Below are 15,922 nucleotides of genomic sequence, written 5' to 3' on the forward strand. Positions count from 1 at the left end.
TCCGCGTGGGCGGATCCGCCGGTGGCGGGCTTGGGGGGGCCTGCTCATGCACCGTCGGGACTGGAGACGGCCGCCGCGAGCTAGGCGGAGGGGGCTGCGTCGGTGGGTGCGTGGTCGGCCAGGAGCGGGCCGAGGACGGCGAGGGCACCCAGGGCGATGTCCTCGTAGAGGTAGAAACCTGCTTCCAGGGGCGGCAGTTCGGTTTCGGTGCCCTGCGGGTCGGCTTCCGGGGCGGTGGCGTATCCGGTGTCGTCGTCGGTCTCGGCCTGGGGAGCAGGCGTGCCGAACAGATCCGTGAGGTCCTGTGCGGCGCCCAGGAAAGCGGTGCGGGCGGTGGCGGCCAGCAGGCGCAGGGGGAGGTCGAGCGCGGCGGCGGTGCGCTGGCCGGGGATCAGTTTCGTTGTGGCGGGTGCCTCCACGGTGGCGGCGGCGAGCCACTGGACGGGCAGGGTGCAGGCGGAGACGATCCGCTCGGTGGACGCCGGCGGCGGCGGGTCGCCGTCGACCATGAGGTCCTCCCATTCCATGAGGTCGAAGAGGAACTGGCCTCCCTTGTAGAGGGGCCAGGGCCGGACCGCGTCGAGGAGCAGGCGGGCGCGTTCGGGGTCGCGGTGGCGCAGGGCCACGCCGTGTCGGGCCAGGGTGCACAGGCACTGGCGCAGACAGCCGTTGACCTGACCGAGGAAGGCGAAGGCCCTCAGGTCGGTCGGGGCCAGCGGGCCGGTGTCGGCGGGGCCGGTCGGGGGTGGAGTGGTCGTAGTCACAGTGGCCTTGAGGTGACGTAGTGGGCGATCTGCCGCAGGACGGCCTTGCCTTCGTTCTCGGGGATGATCCGGAGGTCTTCTTCGAAGCGGGCGATGCCTTCGGCGGCTAGCCGGTCGGCGAGGTCGGTGGCGTACTCGATGGAGCCGTGCCGGCGCATGGCGGCGAGGAGTTCCTCGGCATGCTGCTGGGTCTTGTCGGTACGGCGCCTGCGCAGCACGTCGAAGAGCCGGGGGCGCTCGTGGGTGTATGCCGTGCGGAAGAGGTGGATCAGCATCACCGTGCGCTTGCCTTCGAGCAGGTCCCCGAGGGGCTCCTTGCCGTAGAGGGCCTCCTCGCCGACCAGGTTCAGGATGTCGTCCTGGATCTGGAAGGCGATGCCGATGAGGCGGAACGCCTCGTCGAACCGGCCCAGTACGGCGGGGTCGGTGACACCCGCGCAGACCGCGCCGATGCGGCACGGGCTGATGCAGGTGTACCAGCCGGTCTTCTTGGTGCTCATCGTGAAGTAGGCGTCGTCGGCTTCGGGGACGACGTCGTGGCGGATCCAGCCCAGTTCCATGGCCTGCCCCTCGATGGACTCCCGGCACATGTGCACGGCCTCGTGGATGAGGCCGAGGGTGCGGGCCAGGCCGAGGGCTTCGAGGTTGGACAGGACGGCGTCGACGGCGAGCAGGTTCAGTCCGTCGCCGACGTTGACGGCCAGGCCGAGGCCGTGTTCCTCGTGCATGGTCGGCAGGCCGCGCCGGTGGGTGGACTCGTCGGCGATGTCGTCGTGGACGAGGAAGCCGTTGTGGAACAGCTCCAGCGCGGCGGCGGCGCGTACGGCGTCGTCGGGGCGCCCCCCGAAGGCGGCGCAGGCCGCGATGGTCAGGGTGGGCCGCAGGCCCTTGCCCTGCCGGGCGGGGTAGGAGCGCATGAGGTCGTACAGCTCGGCGCGAGGTTCGCGGTCCGGCAGGAGCCGTTCGATCTCCTCGTTGGTGCGGGCCCGGCACCGGCGCATGGTCTCCATCAGGTCCGCGTCGCGGACGGTTTCCCCCAGCGACCAGCTGGTGCTGATGCGGCCGTCCCACAGCACGCGCGGGGCGCTGACGGTGGTGTCGCCGATCAGCGCGGGCGGTGCGGGGGCGTCCTCGGGTGAGCGCCGGGTGAGGAAGTCCAGCGCCGTCCAGTCGACCAGGTCGGCGGCCGGCTCCCGGGCGGCGGGCACCGCGGTGCCCCACAGCTGGGGGGCCTGTTCGCGGTAGGCGCCCCAGAGTTCCTGCATGCTGCGCAGGCCGGCCGCGCGCTGGGACAGCAGCGTGAAGGCACGCCACACGGCGAGGGTGTCGTCGCGGGAGCCGCGGACGTCGAGGCTTTCGGGCAGGACCTGGTCGACGGGTGCGCGTTGGAGGTCGAACAGCAGGTTCATGGCCCGGTTGTCGAAGGCGACCTCGACGTCCGGATCCGGGCAGCGGTCCTGGCCCACGACGATGCGGCTGTGCCGCGCGGTGAGCGTGGCGTGACTGCCGTCGTTGAAGTGCAGGCCGAGCCGGATGCCGCGCAGCTGCTCGGCTGCGGCGGCGAGGATCGCCGGCGCCCGGTCGGACAGGGCGGCGACGGTCTCGTCCAGAAGCCGGGCACCGGTGAACGCGGGCAGGGTCTCAGTCATGGGCACCTCCGGCGAACTCCACGATGCCCTCGGTGCGAAAGCCGATACTGCGCCCGCCGACCCGGCCCTCCACGGTGCACGGACCGAGGGTCTCGTGCACGCTGAACGGGTGCAGGCTGGTCTCGGACGGGTTGGCGATCCGGCCCGCCGTGTGTGAGCGGAAGTCGAGGACGAGACGGTCGTCGCCGAGGCGCGCCGTGATCAGCAGCCGGCCGGGCACCGCGGCCATCGGCGGGGTGCCGAGCATGTCCGCCAGCGGCGGCACCGTCGCCACCCGGTCGCGGTCCAGGCTGCCGCTGACCGCCACATGCAGGTTGCGGCGCGGGAAGTGACGGATCATGCGCCCGTCGCGCCACAGCATCACCGACCCGTTGGCCGCGTCCGCCGGACGCGTGGGCTGGATCAGGGTGAAGACGACCGCCGAGGGCGGGGCGGCGTCGGCGGGGCCGGAGGGGTCGTTGACGAATCCGAACACCCAGCCGCCGAGTGTGGGCCAGGACCACCGGCCGCGTACCCGCTCGTGGTAGCCCAGCAGGTCCGTCTCCGTGGCTGTGCCGTCGCCGTGCCGCAGGGTTCCGGTGCCCAGGACTCCGGGCTCCGACTGCCACCGCAGGTGCTCGTCCTCGCCGAACGGCGCGCACTGTGAGGTGCACGGCCTGCTGGTCCGGGTCAGCCGTACGTCTGCCGCCGGCGCCGCCGACCGGGCCGCCAGCCGGAACGCGCCGGGCTCGCCGTGCGGATGCGGTAACCGGAACGCCGACCAGGGCAGTCCGGGCTGCTCGGCGTTGAACTGCGTCGCGCTCCAGCCGTGCCCCTCCTCGTGGACGAGAAGGATGGCCATGTGCTGCCCCTCGGCGGCCGTGCCGGTGCCGCTGCGCCGTCCGGTGGCCGGGGCGCCCGGATCCGCGAAGACCGTTCCGGTGGAGGATCCCAGGACGGACAGGTTGGCGATCAGGGCCTGCCGGCCGCAGCGGGACAGGAACGCGTAGTGCAGCCACTTCCGGTCGAGCGGATGGGTGAGCGGAGTGCCCGGGAAGGGGCCCGGGGGGCCGAGTCTCGGGAGGGACGGAGCGAACACGTTTCGAACGCTAACGCATTGCATTGCATTGATTACAACTTGTGACGTTCACACGGGTGACGTGGGGGCCAAAGAAACGTTTACTTGCATATTCGGGGTTTGAAAAAGCAAAGAGCCGCCCATGGTGGAGCGTTCACCACGGGCGGCTCTGGGGGATCGTGCCGGTTTCGGCTAGCCCTCGTCGTCCTCCAGAACACTCGCTTTCAAGCGCACTTCCGGCCGGCCCGCGATGACCGCCCGTCCGTCGGTGTACCGGCCTGGCCCGGTGTTTGTCAGGGCCCGGATGCCGAGCGTGTAGACCAGGGCTGCCGCCGGATGGTCCGGGGTGTTCAGGCGGGGCTCGTCCGTGACGGCCAGCTCCCTGCCGCCGTCCCGTACTGTCGCCGTCGTCTCCCCGCCGGGGAGCACCGTGCGATCCGCGCGGTAGTACGCGCAGGTCGCACGGCCGTCGAAGACGAAACCGGTCGGAGCCGTGAAGCGATGCTCCACCCGTCCCGGGACCCAGGGGTCGGTGGACGAGACCCGCACATGGATCAACTCGCTGCCTCCGCGCGGCACTTCCACCCCGACCTCCTGGCGGACCAGCAGTCGCGTGGCCGTCGTGCTCGCGGCACTCCCGTCGCCGTCCCGCGCACGGTCGGTGCCACGTTCCGGTTCGGGTTCTCCTTCCCGCTCGGGTTCCGGCTTCTTCTCCCGTTCAGGCTCGATGGCCTGGGAGGAAGCGGCGGTGAGAGGCAGTGCGGCGATCCGGTGGTGGAAGTTGTCCGCCACGAGCAGTCGCCCGGCCGGGTCCACCGCGAGACCGCACGGATAGGCCAGCGATGTGACGGCGGCCTCGGCCGGGCCTTTGGCCTCGGCGGCCTCGACTGCCGCCGGATCCGGCCCTGCGACGACCCGGGCGGCTCCATCGGCCAGCCGCCACACCCGGTGTCCGTTCATGTCGGCGGCGTAGACGGCCCCCTGGGCGTCGACAGCCACCGCGCACGGTGCGCTCCAGTCGACCTCCAAGGCGCCGTCGCTCGCGCCCGGCGGTCCCGCCAGTACCCGGAGCGTCCCGTCCCTGCCCCGCAGCAGCACCCGGCGGCCGGCCGGATCGGCGATGTAAAGCTGTCCGGCCGGGTCGACCGCCAGACCCGCGGGCAAAAACGCCTCGCCGGCGTCGGCCGCGCCGGAGCCCGCGGACCCTCCGGATGCCGTGACGACCGTGCTGATGACGCCGTCGTCGCCGACCCTGCGCACCCTGGGGCTGCCCGCTTCCCCGATGTACAGCGATCCGGCGCTGTCCATGGCCAGGGCGCACGGGGCGTCCAGCCGGGCGTGTCCGGCGGGGCCGCCGTCGCCGTCGCCGCCCCGGGAGCCGTCTCCCGCGATGGTGTCGATGACGCCCGAGGGGGCGATCCGGCGGATCCGGTGGTTCATCTCGTCGGCGATGAGCACGCCTCCGTCCGGGGCGAGTGCGAGAGCGGACGGGAAGCCCAGCCGGGCCCGCCCCGCGTCCGCGCCGTCCCCGGCGAAGCCCCGCAGCCCGTCCCCGGCGACCGTCGTCAGCACGCCGGAACCGTCGATCCGGCGGACCCGGTGGTTGGCATGGTCGGCGATGAGGACCGCCCCGCCTCCCACGGCCACGTCTGCGGGGAAGGCCAACTGTCCTTCGGGCGCGGGCCCGCCGTCCCCGGAGAATCCGGCCGTGCCGTTTCCCGCCACGGTGGCCGGCTCGCCGAGCCCGTCCGGGGAGACCTGCTTCTGCCGCCGAGCCGCGGCCTTCGCCGTCATGCCGTCACCACGTGGCACCGCTGTGGTCGGTCCTCCGTGGTGCCCGGCGCCTTCCACTTCCACGACCTCGTCTCCCGCATGTCCGTCTCCTTCCGAGCGGTCGCTGGCATTGCCCCTGCATACCGGCCGGGTCGGCCCCGCGGGAGCAGCGCACCGAGCGCACCACCCGATGTCCGCATCCGTGCGCCCTTACGCACCTCAGCTCCACTCGAACAAGTGATGCAGAATCGATCCGGCATTCCAAACGGGCGAACGGTGGCATATCGCCCGCGGGTCCGGGCTAACGATGGACCGGGATGACGGCCCGGTACATGCCGTAGTGGCCGCGCGAATGCCCCGTCCGAAGCCGCAGCCGGCTTCCTCGTTCCGTTTTCCGGACGCGCAGCCCCCACCGTTTCATCGCACGCATCGATCACTGTCCAGGAGGACGCGGAATGGCCACTGACGTGCAGTCAAAGAGAGAAGCCTACGCACGGGGAGAGGAACAGGGGCGTGCCGACGCGCTCGCCGGCCGGCCCCACGCCGACCCGCCGCGCGACGGCACGCGCGGTCAGAAGGACCAGTACGCGAACGGCTACGACTGGGGTTACGAACAGGGCCGTGCGCAGAAGCTGGACCTCGTGGTGTGGCAGGAGGGCGGCGTCGAGGACGCCCCTGGTGGCCTGGGCACCACCATCAACATCTGTGTCCGCACGCCGAACTGGAGCGAGACCGTCGACGCCGGCGAACGCGAGCACGTCTTCACCGCCCCCACCGGCTTCCGCTGGAACGGCATGGTGGGCGCCCAGTACAAGCGCATGGACCAGACCACCGGCGGCAACCTGCCCCCCGTCCAGGCCAAGGTCAACGGCGACGGGCGCACGCTCACCTTCACCTACCACGTGCACCTGAACACGAACAGCGAGGACAAGGACTGCATCGTCTACACCTGCGGCCTCGAAGCGGTCGACGGCGCCGGACCCGGCCGCTTCACCGACGGCGTCGCACAGGTGGGTACCGCGCCCCCGGCCAAGCTCAAGGCCGAGGTCATCGAGGACGAGGACTGAGAGAGCGGACGAGGACAGAGAGAGCAGGAGTCAGACCATGACCACCGTCGTCACCACCGGCGTCTTCCCGTCCACCAATCCGGCCGCCTCGCCGATCAACGGCTTGGGCACCGCGGACGTCAGGTGGGGCAGCAGCGGCTCCCAGAGCGGGTACCAGTTCCGCGGTTCGGCCGCGGACGTCGAACTCGACGGTACCGAGTTCGTCGTCGGCACCTTCGTGCACCGCAACCTGCCCACCAGCGTCAGCCCGAGCCAGTTCGACGTCCAGCTCAGCATCAACGTCATGTTCGAGGACGGCAGCACCACCGACCTCAACTTCAGCTTCCATCACAACGAAACCCCCAACACCACCGGCAGCAGTCCCGTGGACGACGACCTGGTCGACCTGCAGGAGTTCATCCACCCCCAGCCCGTCACGATCGACGGCAAGCAGTACCGGGCGGTCCTCAGCGGGTTCAAGCAGGGCGGCCAGATCGTCCGGCAGTTCCGCAGCCCCGAGGGCGGAGTCAACTTCGCCGAGGTCGTCTGCATGTTCACCGCCGAAGAACCAGACGTGATCATCTCCGACCTGCGTTACCTGGGCACGGGCCCGGGCCAGGCCGACGAATACGTCGAGATCTTCAACCAGGGCGCTGCGCCCCAGGACCTGACCGGCTGGGTCGTGGAATCCAAGCCCACCGGGCGCGACTTCCCCTTCCCCGCGGGGACGGTCATCCAGCCCGGCCAGCGCTACCGGATCTACACCAACGAAGCCCACCCGGAATTCGGCGGATTCTCCTTCGGCTCCTCCCGGCAGGTCTGGCGGGACGAGGGCGGCATCGCCCGCCTGGTCGCAGCGGACGGCCACGTTCCGGACCAGTACCCCTACCTCGACAGGGGCTTCAACACGACCGGCACACCGTAAACGGGCCTCGTCGGCTTTCAGGACTTCTGGAAAGGCGTGGATAAAAGGGAGTAAGGGGGCGGCCAAGTGAGCGGTTCGGGCTGAACCGACGGACCTGAGTCCACATCCTGGTGAACGTCCCGGTGCACCTCGCCGTGTGGACGCTGCTCACCCTTGCCCGCACCCGCTCCCTGGCCGGACTGCGCGCGTGGTTCGGCGGGTTCGTGGCGGGGGTGCGGGAGCCGGCCGGCGAGCGGCGGCCCATGCGGTGGCGGACGGTGCGGTGGCTCACCCGGCTCGGGCGTCCGCCCGTCATCTGACTCGGGCGTCCGCCCGTCATCCGGGAGGGAGGCGCCTTGTCTTCGGGCGCGAGAGCGCGCGGCAAAGGGGACGGGACGGGGCCCCGGTCGTTCACCTCCGCCGACCGGGGCCCTTCTGCGTCCCCGGATCCAGCCTGCGGCGACACTCCCCCGAGTTACGCGCTATGCGCGCGCGCCGTTGGGCGGATCCGATGGAATGATCAGATCAGGGCCCACCAACGGATCGCTAACATATGGCCAACGGTTCCTTCGCAAGCCCCGGACCGGCTGGCCGGAACACTACGGACGCCGGTGGAGGCGCCCTGGAACCCCGGCGGATCCTGGCCGGGACGGCAGACAGAAGGTGGCGGGAAACCGTTGTGGGCAGGATGGAAATCCGCCAGGGGACAGTGGGCGAGTGCCCGCCCCGGAGCACGGTCGGCCCCGACCGCGTGGGAAGGCAGTGGAGCGAAGTGAAGGGGCGGTGCGAGCTGCGGTTCGGACTGCTGGGGCCGCCTGTTCTGTACGACCGGCCGCCGTACGGGATTTCGGACGGCGCCGACAGCACCGTCCGTGCCATCGGCAGTCCCAAGGTGCGCGCCCTGCTCGCCGCGCTGCTGCTGGAGCCCGGCCGGGTCGTCTCGGTCGAGTCGCTGAAGGACGCCCTGTGGGGCGGGGCCCCGCCCGTCTCCGCGCAGGCCTCGCTGCACAACCATGTCGCCCGGCTGCGGCGGCTCCTGGACGACCCTGAGCGGCTCAGGGCCGTGGCTCCGGGGTACGTACTGCGCGTCGACCAGGGCGAGTTGGACGTGCACGTCTTCGATGCCCGGATCGCCGAGGCGCGTGCCGCCTACGCCCGGCGGGACTGCGCCGGGGTCGTGCGCGCCTGCACCGCCGCGCTCGCGCTGTGGCGCGGCACACCGCTGAGCGGGCTCTCTCCCGAGGCGGACTTCGGCGGATACGCCCTGGTGCAGCGCCTGGAGGAAGCGAGGCTGCTCCTGTTGGAGTGGCGTTACGATGCCGAACTCGCCATCGGCGGCGCCCGGTTGGCCGCCCTGGTGCCCGAGCTGACGGCGCTCGTCGCCGAGCATCCGCTGCGCGAGGCGTACCACCGTCAGCTGATGCTCGCCCTGCACCGCACCGGCCGCCAGGCCGAGGCCCTCGCCGTCCACCGCGACCTGCGGGCCCGCCTCGTCGAGGACCTCGGCATCGAGCCCGGCGCGGCGGTCCGCGCGGCCCACATCGAGGTGCTGCGCGGGAACGAGGGCACGGGACAGGCCTCCGGCGCGGCCGGCGCCGGCACTGCTCCGACCGCTTCCGGAGCCTTCGGCGAGACTGCCGCCTCCGGTTCCGGCGGCTCTATCGGCTCCGCCCCCGCGAGCTCAGGGGAGCACCCGCCGCGCACCCCAGTAACGGCGGGCGAGCTTACGTCAGTTGTTGAGGACCGTGGGCGCGAGCATGCCCCGGTTACGCGGCCCGCTCGCGTCCCCGCGCAGGCTTCTCCGCGGAAGGAAACCCGGTCGGCTTCCGCGTCGCCGCAGGAGGAACCCCCGTCGGCCTCCCTGCCCCCGGGCGAGCTAGCCCCGCCGGCTCCCGCCTCCCCTCGCGACGCCACCCCCACGGCTGCCCGCAACACCCCACGCCCGGCTCAACTCCCCGCCCCACCGGCCCACTTCACCGGACGCACCGACGTGTCCCGTGAACTGCGCCGGGCCCTGGCCGAGCCGCCGCCCGCCCCGGCTCCCGCCGTCGCGGTGATCAGCGGCATGGCCGGTGTCGGCAAGAGCGCGCTGGCCCTGCACGTGGCGCACGAGCTGCGGGAACGCTTCCCCGACGGCCAGTTGTACGTCAACCTGCACGGCGCCACCCCGGGCATGACCCCGCTCACCTCCACGCAGGCGCTCGCCGCGCTGCTCCGGGACCTCGGTGCGGAGTCCCGGAGCATCCCCGAACACCCGGACGCAGCCGCCGCGTTGCTGCGCTCGCTGCTCGCCCCGGCCCGCATCCTGCTCGTGCTGGACGACGCGGCGAACGCGGCCCAGGTGCGGCCCCTGCTGCCGGCCGGGCCCGGCTGCGCGGTCATCGTCACCAGCCGCTCGCCGCTGACCGCCCTGGACGGCGCCCGGCGCTTCCCGCTGGGCCCGCTGACCGGGGAGGACAGCGCCGCGCTGCTACGCGCGGTGAGTGGACGGGAAGGGCTCGATGCCGGGCACGCGCTGGTCGAGCTGACCGGACGGCTCCCGCTGGCGCTGCGCGTCGTCGCCGCCCGGCTGGCCGCGCGCCGCGCGCTCACCCCCGATGTGCTGGCGCACCAACTGGCCGCCAGGGACGGGAGGTTGCGTCAGCTGGAGTACGACGACCTGAGCGTCCGGCGTTCGCTGGCCGTCGCCCACGACGCGCTCGCCGCCGCCGAGCGCGAGGCCGACCGGGACGCGGCCCGCGTGCTGCGCGGCATCGGCGCCCTCGACCTGCCGACGTACGGCGCCCCGCTGGTCGCCCTCCTCACCGGCACGGACGAGCGCCGCGCCGAGGCCGCCCTGGACCGCCTGGTCGACGTGGCCCTGCTGGAGGAGACGGCGTACGGCCGCTACACCCCGCACGACCTGGTCCGCGACTTCGCCCGCGAACTGGCCGAGGAGTCCCCGACGGAGCCCGCCCCCGACACCGCCGCCCTGCGCTGGTACGCCGCCGTGGCCGGGCGGCAGGTCATGGCGGTCGTGGAACCGGGGCTGGACCAGGACGACCGGCGGCGGCCCACCGCTGCCGAACCGGCGGAGCACGCCGCAGACGTGGCGGCCCTGTTGCCGTTCGAGTCGGCCGAGGAAGCCTTCGCCTGGGGCGAGGTGGAGCTGGAGAACATCGTCGCGTTGGTGGAGCGGAACACCGGCACCTCCGACAGGCTCCGGGCCGCGTATCTCTCCGTGCTCGTCCGGCTGCTCATCCCGTACGTCCAGCGTGGCGGCCGGGTCGCCGAGATGGACGTCCTGGGCCGGGCCGCGCTCGCCGCCGCGCGGGTGCTCGGGGACGAGCCGGCGGAGGCGTACGCGCTCAGTGACCTCGCGGGGCTGCACTTCCTGACCGGCCGGCACAAGGACGCCCTGGTCCTCACCGGCCAGGCCCAGGAGATCTGGCAGCGGCTCGGCACGTTCGCCGCCCGGGTCCGGCGCTGTCTGAACAACCGGGGGCTGCTGCTGGAGGGGCTCGGACGGTACGCGGAGTCCGAGGAGGCGCTGCGGCAGAGCCTCGCGTACTCCCGGCAGCTGAACGACCCGTTCGGCGAGGCCGTCACGCACAGCCACCTCGGCAACCTCTACGAGCACACCGACCCGCGCGCGGCCATCGAGCAGCACCGGCACTCGCTGGCGATCGGGGACGCGATCGGCGCGGTCATCGTGCAGCACTCGGCGCACTGCAACATCGGTTACGCCCACCTCACGCTCGGCGAACCGGCCGCCGCCGCTCGGCACTTCGAGGAGAGCCTGCGCATTCTCGGCGGGCACGGCGACTGGCACGGCGAGTCCCAGACCCGGCTCGGGCTGGTCCGCGCGCTGCGGAAGCTGGGCGATTCCGAGCGGGCGGACCGTGAGTGCGCCGAGCTGCTGCGCCGCGCCGACGCCCGCGCCGACCGCTACATGGGCGGCCTCGCCCGGCACCAGCACGGGCTGCTGCTGCGGGAGCAGGGGCGCGAGGCGGAGGCGTACGACGTCTGGCGCGCGGCTCTTGCGGCGCTGGACGGCACCGACGAGCAGACGGTGTCGGCCGAGCTGCGCACGCTGCTCGCGGACTGGCCGAAGGGCCCCTGACGGCCGAAGGGCCCCTGGAGCGCGTTCACTTGGCGTCGGCATAGCACTGCACCACCGCCGTCGTGAACGGGAACCGCACCGGTGTCTCCCCGAACGTCAGCCGCCCGGCGAGGCCGGCCGCCTCCCGGATGGCCTGGACGACGGTCTCGGCCTCCTCGGCGGGGCAGTGCACGATCACCTCGTCGTGCTGGAAGAAGACCAGCTCGGCCCTGAGGTCCGCGCAGGCCCGGCGCAGCGCGGCGAGCAGCAGCAGGGCCCAGTCGGCGGCGCTGCCCTGCACGACGAAGTTCCGCGCGAAGCGGCCCCGCGCGCGGGAGTTCGTGGACGCGTAGCCGGGGACCCACCCGTCGGCCTGGCCGTCCGCGGGGCTCTCGGCGTCGCCGTCGCCCACGGGGATGCCCGCCTCCTCCGCCGCGTCCTCGCCCGCCCCGGCGGCCGGCGGGCAGGTCCGGCCGAGCCAGGTGCGCACCAGGCGGCCCTCCTCACCGGCGCGGGCGGCCTCGTCGACGTAGGCCACGGCCTTGGGGAAGCGGCGGCGGAGCGCGGCGAGGTTCTTCAGGCCGTCGCCGGAGGTCTGGCCGTAGACCGCGCCGAGCACGGCGAGCTTGGCCTGGTCGCGGTCGCCGGAGAAGGCCCGGTCGGAGACGGACTGGTAGAGGTCGCTCTCGCGGCCGGCGACCTCCATCAGGCCCGGGTCGCGGGAGATGGCCGCGAGGACCCGTGGCTCCATCTGGTCGGCGTCGGCGACGACCAGCCGCCAGCCGGGGTCGGCGACCACGGCCCGGCGGATCACCTTGGGGATCTGCAGTCCGCCCCCGCCGTTGGTCACCCAGCGCCCGGTGACCGTGCCGCCGGCCAGGAACTCCGGCCGGAAGCGGCCGTCGCGCACCCAGTCCTGCAGCCAGGACCAGCCGTGGGCCACCCAGATGCGGTACAGCTTCTTGTACTCCAGCAGGGGCTGGACCGCCGGGTGGCCGAGGGATTCGATCTCCCAGCGGCGGGTCGACTTCACCTTGATCCCGGCCTGGGCGAAGGCCTTGACCACGTCGGCGGGCAGGTCGGGCCGGACCCGGCGGCCGAAGGCCGCGGACACCTCGTCGGCCAGCTCGGCGAGGCGGCGCGGCTCGCCACCGCCCGCGTACCGCTCGCCGAGCAGGTCGTGCAGCAGCTCGCGGTGGACCTCGGCGCTCCAGGGGAGGCCCGTGTGGTTCATCTCGGCGGCCACCAGCATCCCCGCCGACTCGGCGGCGGTCAGCAGCCGCATCCGGTCGGGGTGGGCGGTCTTCTCGTGCCGCCGCTGCTGGTCGGCGTAGACGGCGAGGAGGTCGTCGAGGGGCAGCCGGGTGCCGGTGGGCTCGAACAGCGGGGACTGGGCGCCCGGTTCGGCCGCGCGCTGCGGCGGGTCGGGCGGTACGGGGCCGCCGCGGAGGCGGGCCAGGGCGGCGGCGGCCGAGCGCGGCTCGCCGTACCGTCCCTCGTGGCCCAGCAGCAGTGTTTCGGCGTCCTCGATGTCGTAACACCGCTCGACTCGCACCCCCGTGGCGAGCAGACGCGGGTAGACCTCGGGGGTCGACCGCCACACCCAGCGTGTCACCTCCGGGCGGCTCCGCACCGCCCCGGCGAGATCGCTCTCCCGCCGCACCGGCCCGGCGGGCAGCCCGTCCGGGCCGAGGGGGGCGACGTCCACGCCACCGTCCTCGGCCGGTGCGAGCGCCCACCGGTCGGTCATGACTGCGAGTGTGACAGGCGGGTCTGACAATGGCGCTGACCTGCGGTTTCAGCCTTCCTGGCGGCAGTCCTCCCGGTCGGGCTCCGGCCCGTTCTTCTCCATCGGCAGCGAAGCGAGCCTCCCGGAGAAAGGAGACGTCGAGATCACCTCGGGGTTGCGGCGACGGCGGCCCCCGGCTACGACCCCGCGTGCTCGTACATCACCACCAGCACCCCGTGCACCGGCTCATCGCCCGCGTCCTCCTCGGCGTCGTCGACCAGCTCGGCCAGGGTGTCGCGCAGTCGCCGTGCCCGCTCCGGGGAGAGGCGCAGATGCCGGAGGCTGAGCAGCGGGTCCCCGGGGGCGCGGTCCAGCTCCTGGGCGACCGCGTTCAGCAGTGCCGCCGTACCCGCCGCCTGTGGCTCCGCGACCAGCAGGCGCCGGCCGACCCGTCGGTAGTACTGCTCCGTCCCGCCCCGGACCTGCCGGGTCTCCACGACCTGGACGAGCCCAGTCTCGCGCAGCACCTTGAGGTGGTGCGCCACGCTGCCCTTGGCCACCCCGAGCCGCACCGCCAACTGGCTGATCGTGGCGGGCTGGTGGGTCAGCACGAAGAGCAGCCGCTGGCGCAGCGGGTGGGCGAGCGCGGCGAACTGCTCGGGGGCGGAGATCTCCAGTACGTCTTCTTGTCCGCGTACGTCTTCGTGCTCGCGCATGTCGTCCCGTCCGGTCGCGCATCAAGCGTCTAATTCCCTTGACGCTTTCGCAAGTCGATGTTGTACTCCCCATCATGACCACCCTGACGCCCGGTACGCCCGGTACGCCCCAGACCCCCGTCGCCGACACGGCCGCCGTGATCGAGGAGACCGCCCGGCTCGTCGCCGAGCAGTACGTGTTCCCGGAGGTCGGCGACCGAATCGCCGCGCTGCTGCGCCGCCGCCTCGCCGAGGGGGCGTACGACGCCGGGAGCGCCGAGGAACTGGGCGCCCGGGTCACCGCGGACCTCCAGTCGGACAACGGCGATCTGCACCTGCGCCTGATGTACCACCCCGACCGGGTCCCCGAGGAGCAGGGCGAGGCCACGCTGGCCGAGATGCGCCGCCGGTTTGACACCTCCCTGGGCGGGGTTCCGCGCGTGGAGCTGCTCACCGGCGGCACCGCCCTGCTCGAACTGGGCCCGTCCCTCTTCCCGCTCGCCTGGTCCGCCGAACCGCTCACGGCCGCGCTCACGCTGGTCGCGCGCGCGGACGTGCTGATCCTGGACCTGCGGGGCAACCGCGGCGGCGACCCGGAGACGGTGGCCTTCGTCTGCAGCTACCTGCTCGACGAGCGCACCCACCTCAACACCCAGTACACGCGCGCGGGGGAGCGCTACGACCAGTACTGGAGCCTGCCGCACGTCCCGGGTGCCCGCTTCGGCGGCACCAAGCCGGTCTACGTGCTCACCAGCGGCAACACGTTCTCCGCCGCCGAGGAACTGACGTACAACCTCCAGCAGTTGGGCCGCGCGGTGATCGTGGGGGAGACGACCAGGGGCGGGGCGCACCCGCGCGAGGGCTGGACGGTCCACCCGCATCTGGAGGTCGCGATCCCGGTCGCCCGCTCGATCAACCCGGTCTCCGGCACCAACTGGGAGGGCACCGGCATCCGCCCGGACATCGCGTGCGCGGCCGAGGACGCCCTCGACCGGGCACTGCTGGAACTGGCGCGGCCCTGACAGCCGTGTGCGGTCGTTCACAGGCCGGTTGTCCACAGCCTGTGGACGACCGCGCCGCGCTGTCGGCGGCGCATGGCACGATCGACACGTGACCAGCACCAGCAGCACCGTCGAGCAAGCCTTCCAGGCCTCCCTCTACGACGACACCGACTCCGGCCTCGACACGGGCGCGTCCCTCCTCGCGGCCGACCCCGCCGCGGACAGGGAACTCGCGCGGCGGGGCGAGGAGTTCGTGGCGGCGGCCTGGCGGCGCGGCTGGCAGCCCGCCGACGTCGTACGGCTCGTGCGGCGGGAGCTGGACGACCTCCACGTACTCCTGGCCGCCGGGCTGATCCGGGCCCAGGCCGGGCAGGACCGCCCGCGCGGGGGCCGCTGGGCCGCCCAGCTGGAGGCCCTGCCGCAGGACCCCGCCCGCGCGGGCGACCGCTTCTCGCACGCCACCGCCGTCCTGGAGCTGTACCGCCTGCTGCTGCGGCTGCCCGCGCTCGAACCCCTGGAGGAGCCCCGCCGGGAGCACGGTCCCGCCGCCTCCCGCATGCTCACCCGAATCCGCGCCCTGCTCGCCAAGGCCGAGGCCACCGGGTTCCCGGAGGAAGCGGAGGCGCTCACCGAGAAGGCGCAGGAGCTGATGGCCCGGCACAGCGTGGACGAGGCGCTGCTCGCCGCCGCCGCGCCCGCGCCGGACGCGCCCGGCGCCTGCCGGATCGGGGTCGAGCCGCCGTACGAGCAGTCCAAGGCGGTGCTGCTGGACGCGGTCGCCACGGCCAACCACTGCCGCGCGGTGTGGAACGAACCGCTGGGCTTCACCACGGTCGTCGGTTTCGAGGCGGACCTGGAGGCGGTCGAGCTGCTCCACGCCTCGCTGCTGGTGCAGGCCATGCACGCGATGACCAGGGCGGAGGCCGCGCAGAGAGCCGGCGGCCGCAAGCGCACCAAGACCTTCCGGCAGTCCTTCTTCGCGGCCTACGCGCACCGCGTCGGCGACCGGCTCAGGGCCGCCGCCGAGACCCAGGTCACCCAGGATCTGCTGCCGGTGCTGGCCACGCGCGCGATAGCCGTCACCGACCGCCTGGACCGCATGTTCCCGGAGACGACCACGACCCGGCTGCGCGGGGTGACCGACGCGGCGGGCTGGACGGAGGGCGCGGCGGCTGCGGACCAGGCCCAGGTCGGAGCCCGGCCGCGGCTGCCGTAGGCCGTGG

Annotated in this window: 11 protein-coding genes and 1 pseudogene; 6 read left to right on the forward strand and 6 right to left on the reverse strand. The window is 73.0% G+C overall.

Going from position 1 to position 15,922, the window contains the following annotated elements:
• Positions 1 to 80: 80 nt before the first annotated feature.
• From ACWD3E_RS12815 to ACWD3E_RS12830, 4 genes are all read right to left on the reverse strand, one after another.
• Complete coding sequence (locus ACWD3E_RS12815; RefSeq protein ID WP_451387552.1) at positions 81 to 764, reverse strand: hypothetical protein; 684 nt, start codon at positions 762 to 764, stop codon at positions 81 to 83.
• Positions 761 to 2,413, reverse strand: a complete 1,653-nt coding sequence (locus ACWD3E_RS12820) for a polyprenyl synthetase family protein (protein ID WP_451387553.1) — start codon at positions 2,411 to 2,413, stop codon at positions 761 to 763. Before ACWD3E_RS12820 ends, ACWD3E_RS12815 begins: the two co-directional genes overlap by 4 nt.
• Complete coding sequence (locus tag ACWD3E_RS12825) at positions 2,406 to 3,491, reverse strand: hypothetical protein (protein WP_451387554.1); 1,086 nt, start codon at positions 3,489 to 3,491, stop codon at positions 2,406 to 2,408. The genes ACWD3E_RS12820 and ACWD3E_RS12825 overlap by 8 nt, the downstream gene beginning before the upstream one ends.
• A 171-nt stretch (positions 3,492 to 3,662) precedes the next feature.
• A complete protein-coding gene (locus tag ACWD3E_RS12830; protein ID WP_451387555.1) occupies positions 3,663 to 5,264 on the reverse strand; it encodes a serine/threonine protein kinase in 1,602 nt (533 codons plus the stop codon).
• Positions 5,265 to 5,698: 434 nt separating this feature from the next.
• Between ACWD3E_RS12830 and ACWD3E_RS12835 the strand changes: the two genes are divergently transcribed.
• The 4 genes and pseudogenes from ACWD3E_RS12835 to ACWD3E_RS12850 all read left to right on the forward strand — a co-directional run bounded on the left by ACWD3E_RS12835 (position 5,699) and on the right by ACWD3E_RS12850 (position 11,295).
• On the forward strand, positions 5,699 to 6,310 hold the full coding sequence (locus ACWD3E_RS12835) for a hypothetical protein (protein WP_451387556.1): 612 nt from the start codon (positions 5,699 to 5,701) through the stop codon (positions 6,308 to 6,310).
• Positions 6,311 to 6,347: 37 nt separating this feature from the next.
• Complete coding sequence (locus ACWD3E_RS12840; protein WP_451387557.1) at positions 6,348 to 7,214, forward strand: choice-of-anchor K domain-containing protein; 867 nt, start codon at positions 6,348 to 6,350, stop codon at positions 7,212 to 7,214.
• A 107-nt stretch (positions 7,215 to 7,321) separates the two neighbouring features.
• Positions 7,322 to 7,513: pseudogene (locus tag ACWD3E_RS12845) on the forward strand (glycosyltransferase family 2 protein); the annotation flags it as partial.
• Positions 7,514 to 7,965: 452 nt separating this feature from the next.
• Positions 7,966 to 11,295 carry a BTAD domain-containing putative transcriptional regulator gene (locus tag ACWD3E_RS12850; RefSeq protein ID WP_451387558.1) on the forward strand — a complete coding sequence of 1,110 codons (3,330 nt, stop codon included), beginning with the start codon at positions 7,966 to 7,968 and terminating at the stop codon, positions 11,293 to 11,295.
• 25 nt (positions 11,296 to 11,320) lie between these two features.
• Here ACWD3E_RS12850 and ACWD3E_RS12855 read toward each other — a convergent pair whose 3' ends face one another.
• Both ACWD3E_RS12855 and ACWD3E_RS12860 read right to left on the reverse strand, forming a co-directional pair.
• Complete coding sequence (locus ACWD3E_RS12855; protein WP_451387559.1) at positions 11,321 to 13,024, reverse strand: bifunctional 3'-5' exonuclease/DNA polymerase; 1,704 nt, start codon at positions 13,022 to 13,024, stop codon at positions 11,321 to 11,323.
• A 176-nt stretch (positions 13,025 to 13,200) separates the two neighbouring features.
• Entirely contained in the window at positions 13,201 to 13,719 is a 519-nt protein-coding gene (locus tag ACWD3E_RS12860; protein WP_451387560.1) for an ArsR/SmtB family transcription factor, read from the reverse strand.
• Positions 13,720 to 13,793: 74 nt separating this feature from the next.
• Here ACWD3E_RS12860 and ACWD3E_RS12865 point away from each other — a divergent pair, with 74 nt between their 5' ends.
• Together ACWD3E_RS12865 and ACWD3E_RS12870 are read left to right on the forward strand one after the other, a co-directional pair.
• Positions 13,794 to 14,720, forward strand: a complete 927-nt coding sequence (locus ACWD3E_RS12865) for a S41 family peptidase (RefSeq protein WP_451387561.1) — start codon at positions 13,794 to 13,796, stop codon at positions 14,718 to 14,720.
• An 88-nt stretch (positions 14,721 to 14,808) separates the two neighbouring features.
• Positions 14,809 to 15,915, forward strand: coding sequence for a DUF2786 domain-containing protein (locus ACWD3E_RS12870; RefSeq protein ID WP_451387562.1), 1,107 nt, complete (start codon positions 14,809 to 14,811; stop codon positions 15,913 to 15,915).
• Positions 15,916 to 15,922 lie beyond the last annotated feature (7 nt).

This window comes from Streptomyces sp. NPDC002676, assembly GCF_053592455.1.

Bases quoted from the DNA above. Each gene is read 5' to 3' on its own strand.
- ACWD3E_RS12820 (WP_451387553.1), bottom strand. From the start codon at position 2,413: ATGACTGAGACCCTGCCCGCGTTCACCGGTGCCCGGCTTCTGGACGAG.
- ACWD3E_RS12830 (WP_451387555.1), bottom strand. From the start codon at position 5,264: ATGACGGCGAAGGCCGCGGCTCGGCGGCAGAAGCAGGTCTCCCCGGAC.
- ACWD3E_RS12835 (WP_451387556.1), top strand. From the start codon at position 5,699: ATGGCCACTGACGTGCAGTCAAAGAGAGAAGCCTACGCACGGGGAGAG.
- ACWD3E_RS12840 (WP_451387557.1), top strand. From the start codon at position 6,348: ATGACCACCGTCGTCACCACCGGCGTCTTCCCGTCCACCAATCCGGCC.
- ACWD3E_RS12855 (WP_451387559.1), bottom strand. From the start codon at position 13,024: ATGACCGACCGGTGGGCGCTCGCACCGGCCGAGGACGGTGGCGTGGAC.
- ACWD3E_RS12860 (WP_451387560.1), bottom strand. From the start codon at position 13,719: ATGCGCGAGCACGAAGACGTACGCGGACAAGAAGACGTACTGGAGATC.
- ACWD3E_RS12865 (WP_451387561.1), top strand. From the start codon at position 13,794: ATGACCACCCTGACGCCCGGTACGCCCGGTACGCCCCAGACCCCCGTC.